Here is a 16,869-nt window from a genome sequence, read left to right as displayed (position 1 = left end):
TTCTTTCTAATGTGAGTTGAGTTGCTTAAACACACTGACAGACTAAAATGATGAACGGCATGATCTTCATTATTTTACCACGAATAACAGCGGAATACAGGGCACATCCTGTTAAAAGAACGTATAGACAGAGGTGACAGGTTTGACACAGATTACCCTTATCTTTCTTATTTTAATATGGATGCCGTTATTTATTGTCCTGTTCCGTTTTCACAAAAACCCTGATCCCCATTTAAACAAAGAGGCAATCACCTTTGAAAACAGGGTGCAAAAGCGCCTCTACACAGCTCTCCGGAACAATGGCTACTATGTCAGGGTCAAAGAAAAGTGCGGGCCTTACACGCTTGATTTGGTTCTTCCCTATTACAGAGTTGCTCTCCGCTGCCTGATGGATGCAGAAAAAATAGAAGATCTCGGCAAAAGGAATTATCTACGGAAACAGGGCTGGAAAGTAGTCGGTGTAACGGAAAAGGATATAGACGGGAAAATGACGACGGTTTTGCATAAAATTGAAGCTGCAGTTCTTGAGAAAATAAAATGAGAGCGGACGACGTGTCCGCTCTCATTTTATTTATTTTCTTCTTCAAGCGCTTTTGACAAGGTTGATTTGATCGAAACGTTTTCAAACGTAAGTCCAAGCTGCATCGACGTAAGGGCAATTTCCGGACGGATGCCTGAGAGCGTGGATTTAATGCCGATTAAATTCAGAGCATCAATCAGCTGGAAGATTTGGTGTGCAACCATTGTATCGATCATCACTACCCCTGACAGATCGATGAATAAATGAGCGACACCTTTTTCTGTGCACTGCTTCAGTGTATTTTCGAGTATCATTTTTGCACGTGCTGTATCTATATCTCCTACTAGAGGAAGAAGTGCCGTTTCACCTTTCAATTTAATCACGGGTGAACTCAGTTCATAAATCATTTCCTGCTGGGCTTTAAGCTGCAGTTCTGACGTTCTTTGTGTTTCAACGACAAAATGATAAATCACTCTGTCATGAGCTCTTACGATCAGATCTTTTATTGCCTCTATTTTCTCGCTTGTATACTCATTTGGATACATTCGAATAAATGCTGCGACCTCTTTTAAATACTGGCTTCGTGTACGCATAAACTCTTTGATCACAAATTGAATCGGTGTGCTTAAATGCTCGCCGTCCTTTGCAATGCGTACAATCCACTCCTCGAACAATTCCATAAAGTCCACATCTTCTTCTGAGAAGACTTGAATAAACCGCTGGTGAAATTCCTGATTTTGCGCTTTAAGCGCTTTAATGACTTCCGGATCATTGGATGTATAAACCCCTCCAGTATCTGACCGGTCAATGGATTCATACCATTCCTCTGTTAACTGCGGAGCACGCTGCTGCAAATAGGTGTAGAATTTCTGGTTTCTGTGCACGATGTTTCTCCTCCTGCTTCTAGCTCATTTCCTTCTCTTATTTTACTTCAATCTTGAAAAAAGCGCCAAATGAATGATTTTGTAAGGCATGCCAAATAACTCCAATAAATTGGGCAATATTTTAATTTCCCTGTTTTCTATCACCTTAAACCTAAAAATTGAATTTTTTATAGAAAAAAGAACCAATAAAGGCGTTTTCCTCTGCTATAATGACAGATGTTTGATAAATTTCCTGCATTCTTTACATATAACCGAAACAATATGAAACGAAATACGTCATGTCAGTAAGGCAAAAGGGTGGGAAGAAGAACGTGAATGTTGAAAAGCTGATAGAAACGCACCGGCCCAGAATGGAGAGAACGATCAGAAAAATCATAAAAAATCCCTCTCTGGCCGATGATATTATCCAGGATGCTTCCATCAAGATTTTCCGGTATTTCTCGGATTCAACGAGAACACTCCCTGAAAACATGGAAGCCTGGATTACCATCCTCTCTAAAAATACAGCCTATGATCACTTGCGGAAACTTAAACGCACTCAGGATGCTGTTTCGCACGCAAGCGAAGAATTGAAACGCCATGGCTCCATGGACAGCGAAACTCCTGAACGTGCTTTTCTCTCAAAAGAAATGATGCTCGAAGTAAAAGAAGTTTTTCAATCACTTGATCAAGAAACGAAAAACATTCTGATTCTGCGAAACCAGGGCCACTCGTATGATGAAATCGCCTCTCTGCTCAATATTACCCTTGCAAAAGTCAAAACAAGAGTATTCAGAGGACGCAAGAAACTATTGGAAGCACTTAAAAGTAAGGGGGTGCTCTAAATGAACTGCGAAACGTGCCGGGACAGGATTCTCCTATTCGACCAGCTTTCTGAAGCAGAACAGGATGCCTTGCTTGAACATATTGGAGAGTGCGACGGATGCTCTCAGGCTTTTGAGGAATATTTGCAGCTTGAAGAAGCTCTTGATTTCGTATTGGAAGATGAAGCTGTCATGATTTCAGCCAGGAAGAAAAAGAAGCCATACACCTATTTCAAACGTGCAGCTCTCATATGCGCATCCCTTTTCATCCTTTGCCTTGCAGCCTGGAATACCCCTCAGGTAAAAGCAGCCATCGAAAAAGCGCTGAACGAGCTGATTGGGGACAAATTCCTTGAGATGGACAAACCTCTTGAGCACAAAGAGAGTGACAAAGAGAAAGAAAAAGAGACTGTGCCTGTCATCTATACCGTCAAAGTATCACCACAAGGAAAAAAGACAATTTCCTATATGTCAGGCCGAAAAAACAGGCAGGAGTACGAAAACGGAAATTACGAAGTCTCAGATGGAACAACACGACTTACTTATTATAAAAATGACCATGTCTACACATCAGAAAAACTTGATAACTCCATCTCCCAAATGACACAGGATATTTTTGAAGGACTGGGCCCTGATCAAATTAATAAACTGGGAGAGACCACGTATGTCGGAAGAAAGGCAGACATGTACGAAATTACGTTTAATGACGGTTCGAAGGTTGAATACTGGTTTGACCAGGAAACGGATTGGGTGATCAATGAGTTCAGATATGAAGACGGAGTAAAGATATCGAACGATGACTTGCCTCAGCTTGTTGAATTCAAGGTGATTGAAGCAGAGAAGAATCATAAGCTTTTCGATGCCGTTCCGCCAGAGGGAGCAAAAGAAATTGAGTTTGATCCTATGAGGATTTTGAAGCTGGAAGATTAACTGGCACATTTATAAACCCCTGATCACTGTCGATCAGGGGTTTAAGTTATTTCACAGCACGTTTGCACTCTTCTTCAAGTTCTGACAAAGTTAATTGAAATAAATGCAAATCATTTCTTTTGTAGATTCCGGAGCTTAATAGCTTTTTTATCAGATGATTCTTCCGCTTTTCAATTGCCCGGCGGATCATGTGCCCCATCTTTGCACCCCTTTCACCGTTACTAATGGATTGGTCAATTACTGGCTGATGCCTGAAAATGGTTAATGCGGTTTGCTGCTGATGATGAATTCTTTCATCAACAAAGCCCATGCATAATATGCATGAGCTTTCGGCTGTCCGATCAGCGGAAATAACCACCATACTTTATTATTACTATGTGTTAAGTCGGATTTAATACCTGACTTTACTAGGCATTACCTGTTTTTTTCATTTCGGTGGAAATCGATGTCCAGGACCGCTTGGAAAATAGGATAGGTATCGCTTGTTCCTGTGCTTTCTTTTTTATGACAGAAGACAAATTATGGTTAATATAATCTGTGAGAATTAAAACGATGTCTACATTGCTTGGAATTGCCTTCAACTTAATTTTGGGTTTTCTGCCGTCCATATGAGAAATGACTTTCACTCCCTGCTGCCCAAGCTTTGAAATAATGGGTTCTATTCTGTCCCCTCCTGCAATTAATACGTTCTTCATCACGGTTTCCTCCTAAAATAAACGAGTTCGATTAACATTGCGGTGGAGAGAACTTACAATTCTTATTTCAAAGCCTTCTCCACATATTGATTATCAATGACCTCTGATGTATCCAGTTTTTTGTTGATTCCGCCTGCCTTGTATAAAAAGTCTGCCTGATCCTGATGGGCTTTTTTAAATTCATCTGTGGCGGGTGATAAGATTTGAGTTGTATTTTTTAATACAGCAGAGATGATCTCAACATCCACCTTTTCTGCATCAGCTATTTCTTTTGCTGTTTGATCAAGATTTTCTGTGAAATGCTTTCTGACTTCTTCATATGTTTTCAGGAAAAGAACGGTCAGTTCCGGGTGTTCTTCTGTAAAACCAGAGCGTGCTATCAGAAATCCCGGGGCATTAATGTTTAAATCTTCTCCACTGGCCAATATCTCAGCTCCAGTTTGAAATACTGCTGTTGTCACATACGGCTCCCATGTGGACCACGCGTCAATGGATCCGTTGTCGAGTGCCGGTCTTGCTTCATCAGGCTGCAGCTGAACGACTTTTATATCGGTGTCTTTTAATCCTGCACGATCGAGCGCAAGATATAAAAAATTGTAGGCGCTGCTTCCTTTTGCAACAGCAATTTTCTTTCCTTTTAAATCCTTAAGTTCTTTAATTGTGCTTCCCTTTGGAACGACAATCGAGTTTCCTTTTTTTCCGTCTGTTGTGACAGCAATAGCCTTAAAATCAATTCCGCCCGATTGTCCTGCAATAAGAGGCGTGCCTCCTGTTGCACCAAAATCAAGCTTTCCCGATGCGAGTGCTTCAAAATGCGGGGGGCCGCTTGCAAATTCATGCCATTCAACTTTTGCTCCTGCTTTCTTAAATGCTTTTTCAAACGTTTTTTTCTCACGGGCGTATGGAAGTATTCCCGTGCTTCCCTGCACCCCTATATGGACGACTGTATTACCGCTTGATGCAGCTGCATCCTTTTCAGAACTTCCGCCGTTGCCGCACCCCGTCAGAATTAGCTGGATCATGACCAGTAAACTGACAATTGTGCCCCATTTAAACCATTTTCTTCTTTCCATATACAAACTCCCTCCTGGTTACGAGTTTACCTGATTCCCTGTCTTTTCATTTTTTTCACTGCTGAAAGTCCTAAATGTCCGCGCAAGGTGCCGCTTTCATATTCGTGTCTGAACAAGCCTCTGCGCTGCAGTTCCGGAATGACTTGATGGACAAAGGCATCAAATCCTTCGCTCATTATCTGCGGCATGATGTTAAATCCGTCCGCTGCTTCAGAAACAAACCAGTTTTCAAGCTCATCAGCAATCTGAACGGCAGTTCCCGCCAGTGTAAAATGCCCTCTTCCGCCGGCAAGCCTCTGCAGAAGCTGTCTGATTGTCAGCTGTTCTTTTCCAGCCAAATTACTGATGAGCTGTGTTCTGCTTTTATGCCCCTGAACAACAGCCGGAAGCTCGGGAAGCGGACCGTCAAGCGGATACCCTGTCAAATCTGCTCCCACACGCTTTGACAGCTGAATCAGTCCGTACTCCGGATCAGCAAGTTCATGAAGCTGCGCTTGCTTTTCTTTCGCTTCTTCCTCTGTTCTCCCTATCACAGGGCAAATACCCGGAAGAACAATGGTTTCTTCTTTTGTGCGCCTAAACTCCAGAGCTTTGGCTTTTAATGCCTTGTAAAACATTTGTGCATCTTCAATAGACGATTGCGCCGTAAAAATGGCATCAGCATATTTTGCAGCAAAACCGATTCCTGTTTTGGAGGAGCCTGCCTGCACAATGACCGGGCGTCCCTGAGGGGACCTGGAGCTGTTAAGAGGACCTTTAACAGAAAAATACGTTCCCTTGTGATGAATTTCATGTACTTTCGATGAGTCTGCGTACCTGCCGTTTTCTTTATCCCCGATAAACGCATCTTCCTCCCAGCTGTCCCACAGCTTGAGAGCAATATCCATAAATTCTTCAGCTTTTAAATACCTTTCACTGTGTGGAGGAATCTGCTGCAGGCTGAAATTTTGTGCTTCTTCATCAGTACCTGACGTAATCACATTCCACCCGGCTCTGCCTTTGCTGATATGATCGAGTGATGAAAATCTGCGCGCAACATTATAAGGTTCGTTAAAAGACGTTGATACAGTGGCTATTAAGCCTATCTTTGATGTAACTGCTGAAAGGGCGGATAAGAGAGTAAGAGGTTCGAGGCCTCCCCCTCCAAACTCGCCGAAGGCTGCTCCTATTTTGGAAACAGAATATCTGTCTGCGAGAAAAATAGAATCAAGCTTTGCTGCTTCAGCCTTTTGAACAATCTCTTTGTAATAGGAGATATCATGAATACGTTCAATTTCTGCTGAAGGATGTCTCCATGCCGCTTCATGATGTCCCATGCCCGAAAGAAACAAATTCAGATGCATCTGCTTTTTTTTCTCCATACGTCTCCTCCTCAACCTTTGTAGCTGTCTCGCCATTTCAGCAGCCTTCTTTCAAAAAGACGCACGAAAGAATCAGATGCTTTACCAAATACAGCAAAGATAATGATTCCGACAAATACAACCGTGGTCTGCGAGAACTGCCTTGCATCTGTAATTAAATACCCGATCCCCTCGCTTGATCCCATTAATTCTGCAGCCACAAGTGCAAGCCATGCTGCGCCAAGCGAGAGCCTTATTCCAAGGAGTATATTCGGGAGGGCCGAAGGCAGGATCAGGTTTTTGATTTGCTTCCATTTACTGAATTCAAGGACTTTAGCAACTTCAAACAGCTTTACATCTACACTCCGTATTCCTAAAAATGTGTTAACGTAAAGCGGGAAAAACGCTCCTTTAGCGATTAACAAGAGCTTTGATGCCTCACCAAAACCGAACCAGAGAATGAATAGCGGAATGACAGCAAGAGTAGGAATGGTCCTCAGCATCTGCATGGTGGGATCAATCGTTTCTTCTGCCTTACTGGAAAAGCCAACTACCAGTCCAAAGAGAAGTCCAAGCAATCCTCCAATCACAAACCCTCCAATAGCACGGAGCAGACTCACTTGAAAATGATAAAGAAGATTCCCTCCTGTCAGAAGATCAAGAAACGAAAGGAAAATATCGGTCGGCCTCGGCAGAAGAGTCGGGGAAATCAGTCCAAGATACCCCGCGAGCTCCCACAATGCCAGTACAGCTGCGGGAAGCAGCATACCTCTTGCGATCGCTGATGATTTCCCGTTTTTTCTCAATTCATCTATGGCGGATTCCCCTTGCTGTGATTTATGACCGGGTGCAAAAATCCATAATGCTTTTTGGCTCAAATTGACCTCCTCCTTATATTCCCGCACTGTCTACAAGCTCAAGTTCATCTGTTTTTTCAAATTCGTTCAGGATCAGCTGCCGGTATTCCTGGAAGGATCGGCTCGTTTTTTTTCTTGGATGAGGAAGGTCAATGCTGACGATGTTACGAATGGAACCGGGTCTGGCATTCATAATGACAACGCGGCCCCCTAGATAAATAGCCTCATCTATATCGTGAGTGACAAACAGCATTGTTGTTCTGTTTTTTTGCCAAATATCAAGAAGAACTTCCTGCATATGTGAACGTGTAAAAGCATCAAGGGCACCAAAAGGTTCATCAAGGAGCAATACTTTAGGGTTTCTAAGGAGGGCTCTTGCTATAGCTGCCCTCTGAGCCATTCCCCCTGACAGTTCTTTTGGAAAAGCTTTTTCAAAACCGGCAAGCTTGACAAGTTCAATCAGCTCTTTCACTTTTTTCCACGTTTCCCTTTCAAAAAGGGAGTGATTGGCGGCTATATTTTTTTCTACGTTCAGCCACGGAAACAGCCTTGGCTCCTGGAAGATGAACCCTTTGTCAATGCTTGGACCCTGCACCTCTTCCCCCGCAATTTGCACACTTCCTGTTAAGTCCGTGTCGAGTCCCGCAATAATCTTGAGCAAGGTGCTTTTTCCGCACCCGCTCGGACCGATAATTGTGATAAATTCTCCGTTATGAACAGAAAGCTGAATATCTTTCAAAGCATGAGTTACACCTTTTTCAGAACGAAACCGTTTGTTTAACTGACTGATCTCAAGCAGCGTCATACATGCCCACCTCCCAGTGCGGAAGTCTTTCGTTTTTCTTTTATAAGCGGGAGCAGCAGTTTCCCTGTTATTTCAGATTCTTCAAGATTTGGATACCCAGATAAAATAAAGGATGAGATGCCTAAATCAGCGTACTCCAATATTCGGTCTGATACTTGATCCGGTGTGCCTACAAGCAGCAGGGAACCGCCTCCCCTGACTGATGACAAGCCGGTCCAAAGATTGGGACCTGCAAAATAATCTTGATCTGCCGACTGAGCCCGAAGCTTATTCTGTCTTTTTTGGTTAACGGCATCGCTGCGGCTGAACCGCACAGAAGACTGTTCAACTGCACGTTGATCAACTTTACTGATAATGTTCCATGCAGCACGGTATGCCTCTTCTTCAGTCTCCCTTACAAGCACCTGTGCCCGCAAACCGAATTTCAGACTGCGCTCAACCCCAGTTTCTTCCTTTTCTTTTTTTAGCAAGTCTCTCATCTCTTCCATCTGCTCTTTAATCCACTCAAGCGGCTCAGCCCACATTAGATATACGTCTGCCGTTTTAGCTGCCGTCTTTTTACCTGCAGCTGAACTGCCTCCAAAGTAAATGGGAGGATGTGGTTTTTGGACGGGTGCGGGCTGGCTTGCACCCCGCTCTATCGCATAATAGTCGCCTTTATAAAAAAGTCCCTTTCCGCTGCCGGCGGCATGAGCCGCTAAAAACTCATTTCCTTCTGCTGGAGCCTGCTGGTCCCACAGTCCTTTTACGATTTGCAAAAATTCAAGCGTTCTGTCATATCTTTTGTCATGATGGTCAGCTAGAGGATCTCCGGTTGCCCGCAAATCATCAGGAGAACCGCCTGTCACTATGTTCACCAGGGCACGTCCTTTCGATAAGACATCAAGAGTTGCTGCCATTCTCGCTGCAAGAACAGGCTCAATCAGACCAGGTCTCATGGCTACTAGAGGCTTTAGGATACTTGTATGCGAAGCAATCATGGACCCCGTTATCCATGCGTCTAGGCAAGAGCCGCCTGTAGGAATTAAAGCAAATGTAAATCCTGCTTCTTCAGCTTTTTTTGCTACACTGATCATATATTCTGCTGTTGACTCCCTTTCCGGTTTTACTCCTATGTAGGCTCCGTCCCCCGTCGTTGGAATAAACCAGCCAAACTCAATCTGGTGTCCTGTTATACTCATACCTCATCATCCTCTCTCATTTTTCCCATTAAAAAAAGACACGTTCTACAAGTAGAATTCGTGTCTTCTCCGGATGACCGGTCGAATGACTTCAGCTTAGCTTTTAACAGGCTTCGGCTTCGTAAACCTATTCTTTTCGGTGCTGTCGAGCTGGGTGATTTCCCCTCCGTGAATGGTAATCAGCACAGATCCATAATCGATTTTCTTAACGGCGGTTAAAATTTGCTGAAGATGTGATTCTTTTACATTGGCCATCCGTGTTCCCCCTTACTTCAATTCTTTTTGAATGCTCAGATTTTGGGCAATTTCTGCAAATTGTTCAAATTGAACGTCAACCTTCTCCTGAACCTCTTCATCCTTTATTGGCTCATTGGCATCTGATTTATCTACATACTTATCAAGTACATAGACTCCTTTAAGAATGGTCTGTGCACTTAAAGCAGCTAGCAGCGGTTTAAGTGCGTAATCAATGGCAAGTAAGTGCGCAGCACTTCCGCCGACCATTAAAGGAAATAAGGGTTTATTCTTGAAGATGTCCTGAGGAAGCAAATCCAATAGAGTTTTTAATGCGCCTGTATAGGCCGCTTTGTATACAGGCGAGACAATGACAACTCCGCTGGCTCCGTGAAGAACCGAAATTGCTTCTGTGATGGACGGATCATCATATTTCCCCCGGATTAAAACATCCGGATCAAAATCAAGCACTGAAATCTCTCTTACAGATAATCCTCTTTCCTCTGCTTTCCTTTTAATATAGGCAGATACAACTGATGACCTTGATGCTTCAGACGGGCTCCCGGAAATTGATACAAGATAACTCACTACCATCATCCTTTCCAATAAGTACAAAGGCCCCAATATCTGTTTAAAAAAGCAGAGAATGGAGCCTTCGGTTTTCCGATTAGCATATCATATTTTTTTGTAATTGTCTGTATTTTATAACTTATTAATCCGATAAGTCAACTATGTTTTTTTAAAAATATAAAAAAAATCCAGCTCTGCATGTAAACAGCAAAGCTGGACGAAACTTAATACCTCGCAATAGACAGACAGTAATACGTATCTTTCCCGACAATTCCGTCAGATGACAGGCCTTTTCCAGCCTGAAATGCCTTTACGGCACGTTCAGTCATACTTCCGAAAATTCCGTCAGCAGCACCCGGCGAATAGCCGAGACAGGAGAGCGTCCTCTGAATGGCGGCGACATAGGCGGACTTGTTGCCCGAATAACCGTTCTTGGCAAGATACGCATGGCTGAAATCAATCACGGTATTGCTGAGGACGACTCCGCAGATGATACCGCCGGACCGGACAAAGCCTTTATCCGACTTGCTGATGATCCACTGATAACCTTCATTTTCTGTACGGGCATTTTCTTCCCATGCACTTCTCCCGTTGCACGAATACGCTTTTGCATCTAATGACATATGTACTTCCCCCTGAAAAAATCATTCCGTTCAGGTACTCTGACTGCCGTTCCATTCTTTATGTATTCCCAGAAAGTACTTGAACCTCCATATAGGTACGAATGATGGGGCTGATTGGTTTCAAATTTCCATATGATTAATTCTCAGATGCCCGCTGTGTAAACAAGCTCGCAAGGACATAAGCACAGAGTGAAATGAGGATAGGCAGAACGACTGTGTGCATGCCGAGCGCATTCGGATACAGCCTGTCAAACAGAATGTAGGACCCCATTCCGAAAATCATCGATGCAAGCGCTCCGTATTTGTTTCCAAGGGTCCAGTACAACCCGAAAATCACAGGCCAGATAAAGACAGACTGCAGACCTCCAAAAGAAAACAGGTTCAGCCAGATCAGCAAATCCGGAGGACTCAGGGCAAACAGCACAACAGATACTCCTATAATAGTCGTCACCCAGAAGCTCGCTGTTTTCACTTGTTTTTCACTCGCATCAGGCTTGATGTAATTCAGGTAAATATCTTTCACAACAGCCGAGCTCACAAGAATCAGCAGGGAGTCAACCGTTGACATGATGGCTGCCATCGGCGCTGCCAGTACAAGACCTGCAAGCAGCGGTGGAAGCACTTCGAGCGTCAGCATCGGCATTACCTGATCTCCTACTTCAATTCCGGGAAGAACGGAACGTGCAAAAACGCCAATCAGATGCATGCCGAGCATAATGAAGCCGATGACGCCCGTCCCAATAATGATGGCCTTGTGCATCGACCTTGAATCCCTGTAAGACATCGCACGGACCGTAATTTGCGGGAGGCCCACTACTCCAACCCCGACAAGAATCCAGAAGGAGGACACATAAAGCGGCGTCAAGTCCCGCTCAGCACCGAACGGGGACACAAAATCAGGATTTTCAGCCACTAGATCTGCCATGATAGCAGGAATACCTCCACCGGCTATGATCACGGCAATCAAAAGCACAAGCGTTCCGATAAACATGATGACTCCCTGGACAGCATCTGTGAGCGCAACTGCCCTGAAACCGCCGATGATGACGTAAACAAGCACGGCCACCGCGAAAATAAATAAGGCTGACGTATAAGACAATCCCGTGAGAGATTCGATCAATCGCGCCCCTCCAACCCATTGGGCCGCCATCGCTGAAAATAAAAAGACGATGATGCTTACCGCAGAAAGCATGACAACAGCATGACTCTTATACCGTTCTTTCAGAAAATCGATCAGCGTGATCGCTTTATATTTTCTTGCCATGATGGCGAATTTTTTGCCGAGCACCATCAGAACAAAATAACCTGTCGCAAGCTGTGCCATTGACAAAAGCACCCATCCGAGGCCTTTCGTGTAAGCAACACCCGGACCGCCAATGAAGGAGCTTGCACTTCCGTATGTAGCAATCATGGTCATCGCAAGAACAAATCCCCCGAGCTGTCTCCCTCCAAGAAAATATTCCTGCAGGAACGAATCAGCGGACTTCACATGACGGTTTGCCCAGAATCCAATGAAAAAAATCAGAACCAAAAACAGCAAAAGAGGAAAAATAACAGACCAGTTCAATTCGAATCCCCCTCTTCTGCATCATCAAACGGCACTTCTTTAAAAAAGAAGCGAACAACAAGCACAACAAGGACAAGCATCACAATAAATCCAAGCACACAGCTGTAGAAAAACCACTCCGGCAAACCGAGCACGTATTTGTAGGATTCAGGATCGCCCGAACCGAGGCCGTACGCAAAGCCAAACCACCAGATAAAATTAAAAATAACAAGAACAAGTCCGATTTTCGCTTCCCTGTGGGCAATTTTAAATCGCCAGTCACTGCTTTTTTTCATACCCGCTCTCCTTTCAAAAGAAATTCTAGTATTTATTATAGCTATCTTCACTGGAAGAATCATCTAGGTTTTTCGGGCAGTCTTTCAAAAGAAACAGGTTTAGAGCCCTCCGACATAGGGAATTGTACTCAGAGGTCTGCTTCAAAAACACAAAAACATGCAAAAAATCTATCTCGCTTTCTATCACTTTTCAGTCACAATGAGACAAGTCCGGAAAGATGCGTTATACTGTTGGAGTGCCTTTTTTGCCCCTTCCTGCAGCGGACATCATGTTTACAGGCGCGCACGGCGCAATCATCCATCCAGTATTTTTGCCTGCAAATGCAGGCAGCTTAGTGTTCATGAGCAAATAATAGCTAAGTGAAAATGATTTGGTTAATGCATTTTTTTAACGCAATCTTTAAGGGTTAGTTACTATTGCTTCATAGAAATGAAAAAAGAGAATTGTTGGTTTTGCATGTTTTTGTGTTTTCCAATTGAAGTAAACCCTCTGCGAATCTATCAAAGATGGGAGTTTTTAATTGAATATGAAAAAAGTTTCAGCAGTATTTTACGTATCGACTGCCATTCTCTCTCTTCTTGTGCTTGCGGGTGTCGCTGCACCTAAAACACTTGAGAGCGTGACTGGAAGTCTGCAAGGAATGATTACAGATAAATTTGGATGGTATTATTTGATTGTCGTGACCGCGTTTGTGTTTGTATGTTTATATTTGCTCGTAAGTCCGATTGGCCGGATTAAACTTGGGAAACAGGAGGATAAGCCTGAGTTTTCACGTCCAACCTGGCTTGCCATGCTGTTCAGTGCAGGAATGGGAATAGGCCTTGTTTTCTGGGGAGCAGCTGAACCTATCAGCCATTATGCAATCAGCTCGCCTACAGGAGAGACAGGCACAGATCAGGCAATCCGCAATTCGATGCGGTTTACATTTTTCCATTGGGGCGTTCACGCCTGGGCTATTTACGGAATCGTTGCACTCGTACTTGCTTATTTCACCTTCCGCAAAGGTGAGCGCGGACTCATAAGCGCAACATTGAGGCCTTTAATCGGCCGCCATGCAGATGGTCCTATCGGGAAGGCCGTTGATGTGATTGCCGTTATCGCCACTGTCATCGGAGTAGCAACTACCCTTGGCTTTGGTGCCGTTCAAATAAACGGCGGACTTTCATTCTTATACGGTGTTCCTACTACTATTTGGGTGCAATTCGCTATTGTCGCTGTTTTCACCATCCTTTTCATCCTTTCTGCCTTGAGCGGACTTGGAAAAGGAATCAAGATTCTGAGCAACGCCAATATGGTGCTGGCATTTGCCCTTTTTATTCTAATGTTTGTTTTTGGCCCTACGCTCTTTACACTTAATTTATTTACAGATACAATCGGAACCTATCTTCAGAACCTGCTGAACATGAGCTTCCGCATCTCGCCCCTTGACGAAGAAAACCGCAGCTGGATCAACGGCTGGACTATTTTCTATTGGGCATGGTGGATCGCTTGGTCACCTTTTGTCGGCATCTTTATCGCCCGCGTCTCAAAAGGAAGAACCATCAGGGAATTCGTTGTGTTCGTCTTGCTCATTCCATCACTAATCGGATTCCTCTGGTTTTCAACGTTTGGCGGTTCGGCTATTTTGCTTGAGCATGAAGGAATTGCAAAAATTTCTGCACTTGCCACAGAAGAATCTCTTTTCGGTGTCTTTGAAAACTATCCGATGGGAACTGTTCTTTCCATCATCGCCATGCTGCTTGTTGGAACATTCTTTATCACATCTGCTGACTCCGGAACATTCGTGCTCGGCATGATGACAACAAACGGCTCGCAAAACCCGAGCAACAGTGTCAAAGTGGTCTGGGGAATTTTCCTTGCTGCCATTGCCCTTGTCCTTCTTTATTCCGGCGGACTGCAGGCCCTGCAGAACACGATGATTATTGCTGCTCTTCCGTTCTCAGTCATTATGACGCTGATGACCATAAGCTTAATCAAATCGTTATCAAAAGAAGCAAAAGAACTGGGAATGACACAAGTTCCTGTTAAAAAGCAGAAGAAGAAAGTTGAGACTCCTGCATAAAAATAAATAGGCAAAAGGCTCAGGAGCATCCGCTCCTGAGCCTTTTGTTTTTATTCATTCTTTTTATTTTTCACTTTCCATATCTCATTCACTGAAACTGTCCCGCTGACTTCATTCCCAATTAAGACCATCGCTTTGCCTGTCGGGCTGTTCTTTGCCGAAATGAATTCAAGTCCTTCCGGTGAAACATCCCCCGCGATAGCTGCTGAAAAATCCCGTGTGTTAAAGTAATTGGCAAACTCCGGAGAGGCAGGATTCGAGACGTTATAAGCCATAACGCCCCCAATCCGCTCAAGTCCGATAAAAGCATACACGTCTTTCCCGATTTTTCCGATTTTTACATCCTCAGGTTCAGGTCCTTTTTTCGCACTGCGCTTTTCAAAGGCGGTATCATCATTTGACCAGTTAAAGACATCCGGATAGCGCTCTGAGGTCACGGTCTCAAAGTCGCTGCCGCTGTCATAAACGAGCTCCATCGTGTCAGCCTTCCAGACAGAGAAAGATCTTCCTCCAAGAGTATAGACGGCATCCGTCCCGCGGTCTGTCAGTATCTCAAGCTTGTCGAACTTGCCTGATTTCTTCATATACTGAAATGTTTCTTCTGCTTTTGCTTCTGACATTCCTTTAAAAAGCGATGAGTCGAGGGAAATTCTGTTTTTTACATCCTTGAAATCAGAGATGTTTTCAAACTCTTCCCACTCGGTAGCATCTCCTTCGTTTGCGGTAACAAGATACTCCTTACCCTTGATCTTCATATAAGCGACGCTGTCAGGCATATACGCCCCGAGAACCGGAAGCCGTTCAAGCTCAATTTGGTCATTCCGCGCTGCATCAAGCTCGTTTCCAGGCAGGGAATGGTCTTTATAACCGAGTGATTTAACAGATTTGACCTTCCCCTCCTTCAGATCAACTGCTGCAATCGCATTGTTTTCCTGCAGGGTCACATAAGCAGTGCTTCCATTTTCATCAAGGGCGATGTATTCAGGTTCAAAATCCCATACAGCATCTGCTTTTGTTCCATGATTTCGGATATGAACTGTATCCTCAATAACATTCTTGTCATGAAATAGTGTCCGTTTTACACTTCCAGATTTAAGATCTGCAATTGTTACAGAACCCTCAGGATCAATCCCCTTTTCCAGTCCTTCGCGCGGCTCGCCTTCATCAGCCGATACGATGTAGCGGCCGTTTTCCGAGATTTTGACCATATCAGGCTGAACGCCGGCATCAAATGTTTTAAGCAAATTCCCTTCATAGTCCAATACGGCAATTTTTCCCCGCTTTGTGTAGTCCGCTTCCTGAATGGCAACAGCAATGATGTTCTTTTTCGTATGGATGTCAATGCTAGTTACATCTCCATACTGAAAGGTGGTTGAGTTTACAGCACCTGCCACATCCAAAGATTTTTCTTTTATCAGCTCTTGCTTTTTCCCTGAAGCAAGTTTTGCAAGGCTTACTATATCTATCGTCTGCTGCTTTCCGTTAATCACATAGAATTTTCTGTTGTCAGAATTGTACTTAACAATCTCAGCGACTCCACCGTCTTTATCTGTCATTCCGGTACTGAAGTTTCCAATCTTCTCAAGCTGAAGGCTGTCCGTAAAGCGAGTGTCAGCTGAAGAATCTCCTTTCCATTTGGCTTCTGCAGGAACATTGCCCAAAAATCCCGCTGATAGCATCACACCTGCTAATGACAAAGCACCTAATTTACAATACAGACTTGAACGTTTCAATTTTATTCCTCCTGTCCATTTAAAAACCTACCTTAAGAGTAGCGGAAAACAGGTGTCGTTTACGGTTAAGATTCTGTAAAGAAATGTTGAGGCTTTGTAAAAAAATAAATAACAACATACAACACAAAAAAGGCTTATCCAATAGGAAGCCCTTTTGTCATGACGCAAGAGCAGTCTTCAGCTGCTTTCTCGCTCTATGTATTTTCGTTTTAACAGTCGGAAGTTTCAGGGAAAGCTGTTCGGCTATCTCCTGATCCTTCATGCCAAGAAACAGCTTCATCATCATAATTTCTCGTTCTTCTGCTTTCAGCTCATTCAGCGCTTCTTTTGCTTTTTCTTTCAAAAACGCATAATCAGCGGTATCCTCCACGCACTCTCTTCCATCCGCAAGAACAAGGTCTTCGAGGGAAGTCTCATTTCTCTTTTTCCTGATAAACAGATCGATCGCCGTTCTTCTGGCAATCGAGGACAGCCAGTTTTTCAGTTTGTCTTTTTCAAAAATGGTATCAAGCTTCAAGAATGCCTTAATAAAGGTTTCCTGGACAATATCCTCCGCCATGTGCGGGTCTCTTGTCATTCTCAAAGCAATTCTGTAAATCGCGGTATAGTAAGTTTGGTAGATTTCGTTAAATGAAGGCTTTTCATACACCAGTGCTGCTGGGGGCATCAGACACTCACCCATCTTTCTCATATTCTGTTTTCTCTCTTCCTGTTTG

19 protein-coding genes are annotated in these 16,869 nt (G+C 43.9%); 4 read left to right on the top strand and 15 right to left on the bottom strand.

The genetic code is table 11. The features are described from left to right. Nucleotides 1–142 precede the first annotated feature (142 nt). A complete protein-coding gene (locus tag ACK1LH_RS06655) occupies nucleotides 143–541 on the top strand; it encodes a hypothetical protein (protein ID WP_029282081.1) in 399 nt (132 codons plus the stop codon). Nucleotides 542–567: 26 nt separating this feature from the next. Here ACK1LH_RS06655 and ACK1LH_RS06650 read toward each other — a convergent pair whose 3' ends face one another. Beyond that, entirely contained in the window at nucleotides 568–1,404 is an 837-nt protein-coding gene (locus ACK1LH_RS06650; RefSeq protein ID WP_029565342.1) for an STAS domain-containing protein, read from the bottom strand. A gap of 311 nt (nucleotides 1,405–1,715) precedes the next feature. Between ACK1LH_RS06650 and ACK1LH_RS06645 the strand changes: the two genes are divergently transcribed. Together ACK1LH_RS06645 and ACK1LH_RS06640 are read left to right on the top strand one after the other, a co-directional pair. Next, entirely contained in the window at nucleotides 1,716–2,228 is a 513-nt protein-coding gene (locus ACK1LH_RS06645) for an RNA polymerase sigma factor (RefSeq protein ID WP_029282085.1), read from the top strand. Beyond that, nucleotides 2,229–3,137 (top strand): anti-sigma factor family protein, encoded by a 909-nt coding sequence (locus ACK1LH_RS06640; protein WP_282033247.1) that lies wholly within the window; start codon nucleotides 2,229–2,231, stop codon nucleotides 3,135–3,137. A 46-nt stretch (nucleotides 3,138–3,183) separates the two neighbouring features. Here the strand turns inward: ACK1LH_RS06640 and ACK1LH_RS06635 are convergent, their stop codons facing one another. From ACK1LH_RS06635 to ACK1LH_RS06580, 12 genes are all read right to left on the bottom strand, one after another. Further along, a complete protein-coding gene (locus ACK1LH_RS06635) occupies nucleotides 3,184–3,336 on the bottom strand; it encodes a Fur-regulated basic protein FbpA (RefSeq protein ID WP_081414044.1) in 153 nt (50 codons plus the stop codon). A 208-nt stretch (nucleotides 3,337–3,544) separates the two neighbouring features. Then, complete coding sequence (locus ACK1LH_RS06630; protein WP_029282089.1) at nucleotides 3,545–3,832, bottom strand: DUF2325 domain-containing protein; 288 nt, start codon at nucleotides 3,830–3,832, stop codon at nucleotides 3,545–3,547. A 62-nt stretch (nucleotides 3,833–3,894) separates the two neighbouring features. Then, complete coding sequence (locus ACK1LH_RS06625) at nucleotides 3,895–4,905, bottom strand: aliphatic sulfonate ABC transporter substrate-binding protein (RefSeq protein WP_282033246.1); 1,011 nt, start codon at nucleotides 4,903–4,905, stop codon at nucleotides 3,895–3,897. A gap of 26 nt (nucleotides 4,906–4,931) precedes the next feature. Next, nucleotides 4,932–6,266 (bottom strand): LLM class flavin-dependent oxidoreductase, encoded by a 1,335-nt coding sequence (locus tag ACK1LH_RS06620; protein ID WP_411334829.1) that lies wholly within the window; start codon nucleotides 6,264–6,266, stop codon nucleotides 4,932–4,934. Between the two features lie 11 nt (nucleotides 6,267–6,277). After that, nucleotides 6,278–7,012 (bottom strand): ABC transporter permease, encoded by a 735-nt coding sequence (locus ACK1LH_RS06615; RefSeq protein WP_081414103.1) that lies wholly within the window; start codon nucleotides 7,010–7,012, stop codon nucleotides 6,278–6,280. Between the two features lie 124 nt (nucleotides 7,013–7,136). Beyond that, nucleotides 7,137–7,907: an ABC transporter ATP-binding protein gene (locus ACK1LH_RS06610; RefSeq protein ID WP_029565336.1), complete on the bottom strand. Its 771-nt coding sequence runs from the start codon at nucleotides 7,905–7,907 to the stop codon at nucleotides 7,137–7,139. Beyond that, complete coding sequence (locus tag ACK1LH_RS06605; RefSeq protein ID WP_029565335.1) at nucleotides 7,904–9,088, bottom strand: LLM class flavin-dependent oxidoreductase; 1,185 nt, start codon at nucleotides 9,086–9,088, stop codon at nucleotides 7,904–7,906. Before ACK1LH_RS06605 ends, ACK1LH_RS06610 begins: the two co-directional genes overlap by 4 nt. A gap of 96 nt (nucleotides 9,089–9,184) precedes the next feature. Beyond that, nucleotides 9,185–9,343: a YezD family protein gene (locus tag ACK1LH_RS06600; protein ID WP_081414043.1), complete on the bottom strand. Its 159-nt coding sequence runs from the start codon at nucleotides 9,341–9,343 to the stop codon at nucleotides 9,185–9,187. Nucleotides 9,344–9,355: 12 nt separating this feature from the next. Further along, the gene (gene ssuE, locus ACK1LH_RS06595) at nucleotides 9,356–9,910 is read right to left on the bottom strand and encodes an NADPH-dependent FMN reductase (RefSeq protein ID WP_029282101.1); all 555 of its coding nucleotides are present in this window, start codon (nucleotides 9,908–9,910) and stop codon (nucleotides 9,356–9,358) included. A 206-nt stretch (nucleotides 9,911–10,116) separates the two neighbouring features. Further along, nucleotides 10,117–10,515 carry a peptidoglycan-binding domain-containing protein gene (locus ACK1LH_RS06590; protein ID WP_029282103.1) on the bottom strand — a complete coding sequence of 133 codons (399 nt, stop codon included), beginning with the start codon at nucleotides 10,513–10,515 and terminating at the stop codon, nucleotides 10,117–10,119. A 136-nt stretch (nucleotides 10,516–10,651) separates the two neighbouring features. After that, complete coding sequence (panF, locus tag ACK1LH_RS06585; protein WP_203289967.1) at nucleotides 10,652–12,082, bottom strand: sodium/pantothenate symporter; 1,431 nt, start codon at nucleotides 12,080–12,082, stop codon at nucleotides 10,652–10,654. After that, nucleotides 12,079–12,357, bottom strand: coding sequence for a YhdT family protein (locus tag ACK1LH_RS06580; protein ID WP_029282107.1), 279 nt, complete (start codon nucleotides 12,355–12,357; stop codon nucleotides 12,079–12,081). The genes panF and ACK1LH_RS06580 overlap by 4 nt, the downstream gene beginning before the upstream one ends. 527 nt (nucleotides 12,358–12,884) lie before the next feature. Here ACK1LH_RS06580 and ACK1LH_RS06575 point away from each other — a divergent pair. Further along, entirely contained in the window at nucleotides 12,885–14,420 is a 1,536-nt protein-coding gene (locus ACK1LH_RS06575) for a BCCT family transporter (RefSeq protein ID WP_203290277.1), read from the top strand. Between the two features lie 50 nt (nucleotides 14,421–14,470). Here ACK1LH_RS06575 and ACK1LH_RS06570 read toward each other — a convergent pair whose 3' ends face one another. Continuing rightward, complete coding sequence (locus ACK1LH_RS06570) at nucleotides 14,471–16,153, bottom strand: choice-of-anchor I family protein (protein WP_411334828.1); 1,683 nt, start codon at nucleotides 16,151–16,153, stop codon at nucleotides 14,471–14,473. A gap of 157 nt (nucleotides 16,154–16,310) precedes the next feature. Beyond that, complete coding sequence (locus ACK1LH_RS06565) at nucleotides 16,311–16,820, bottom strand: RNA polymerase sigma factor (RefSeq protein WP_051865090.1); 510 nt, start codon at nucleotides 16,818–16,820, stop codon at nucleotides 16,311–16,313. Nucleotides 16,821–16,869 lie beyond the last annotated feature (49 nt).

Source organism: Metabacillus indicus (assembly GCF_046603695.1).
Classification (GTDB): domain Bacteria; phylum Bacillota; class Bacilli; order Bacillales; family Bacillaceae; genus Bacillus_P; species Bacillus_P indicus.
This window is presented reverse-complemented; position numbering and strand designations above follow the sequence as displayed.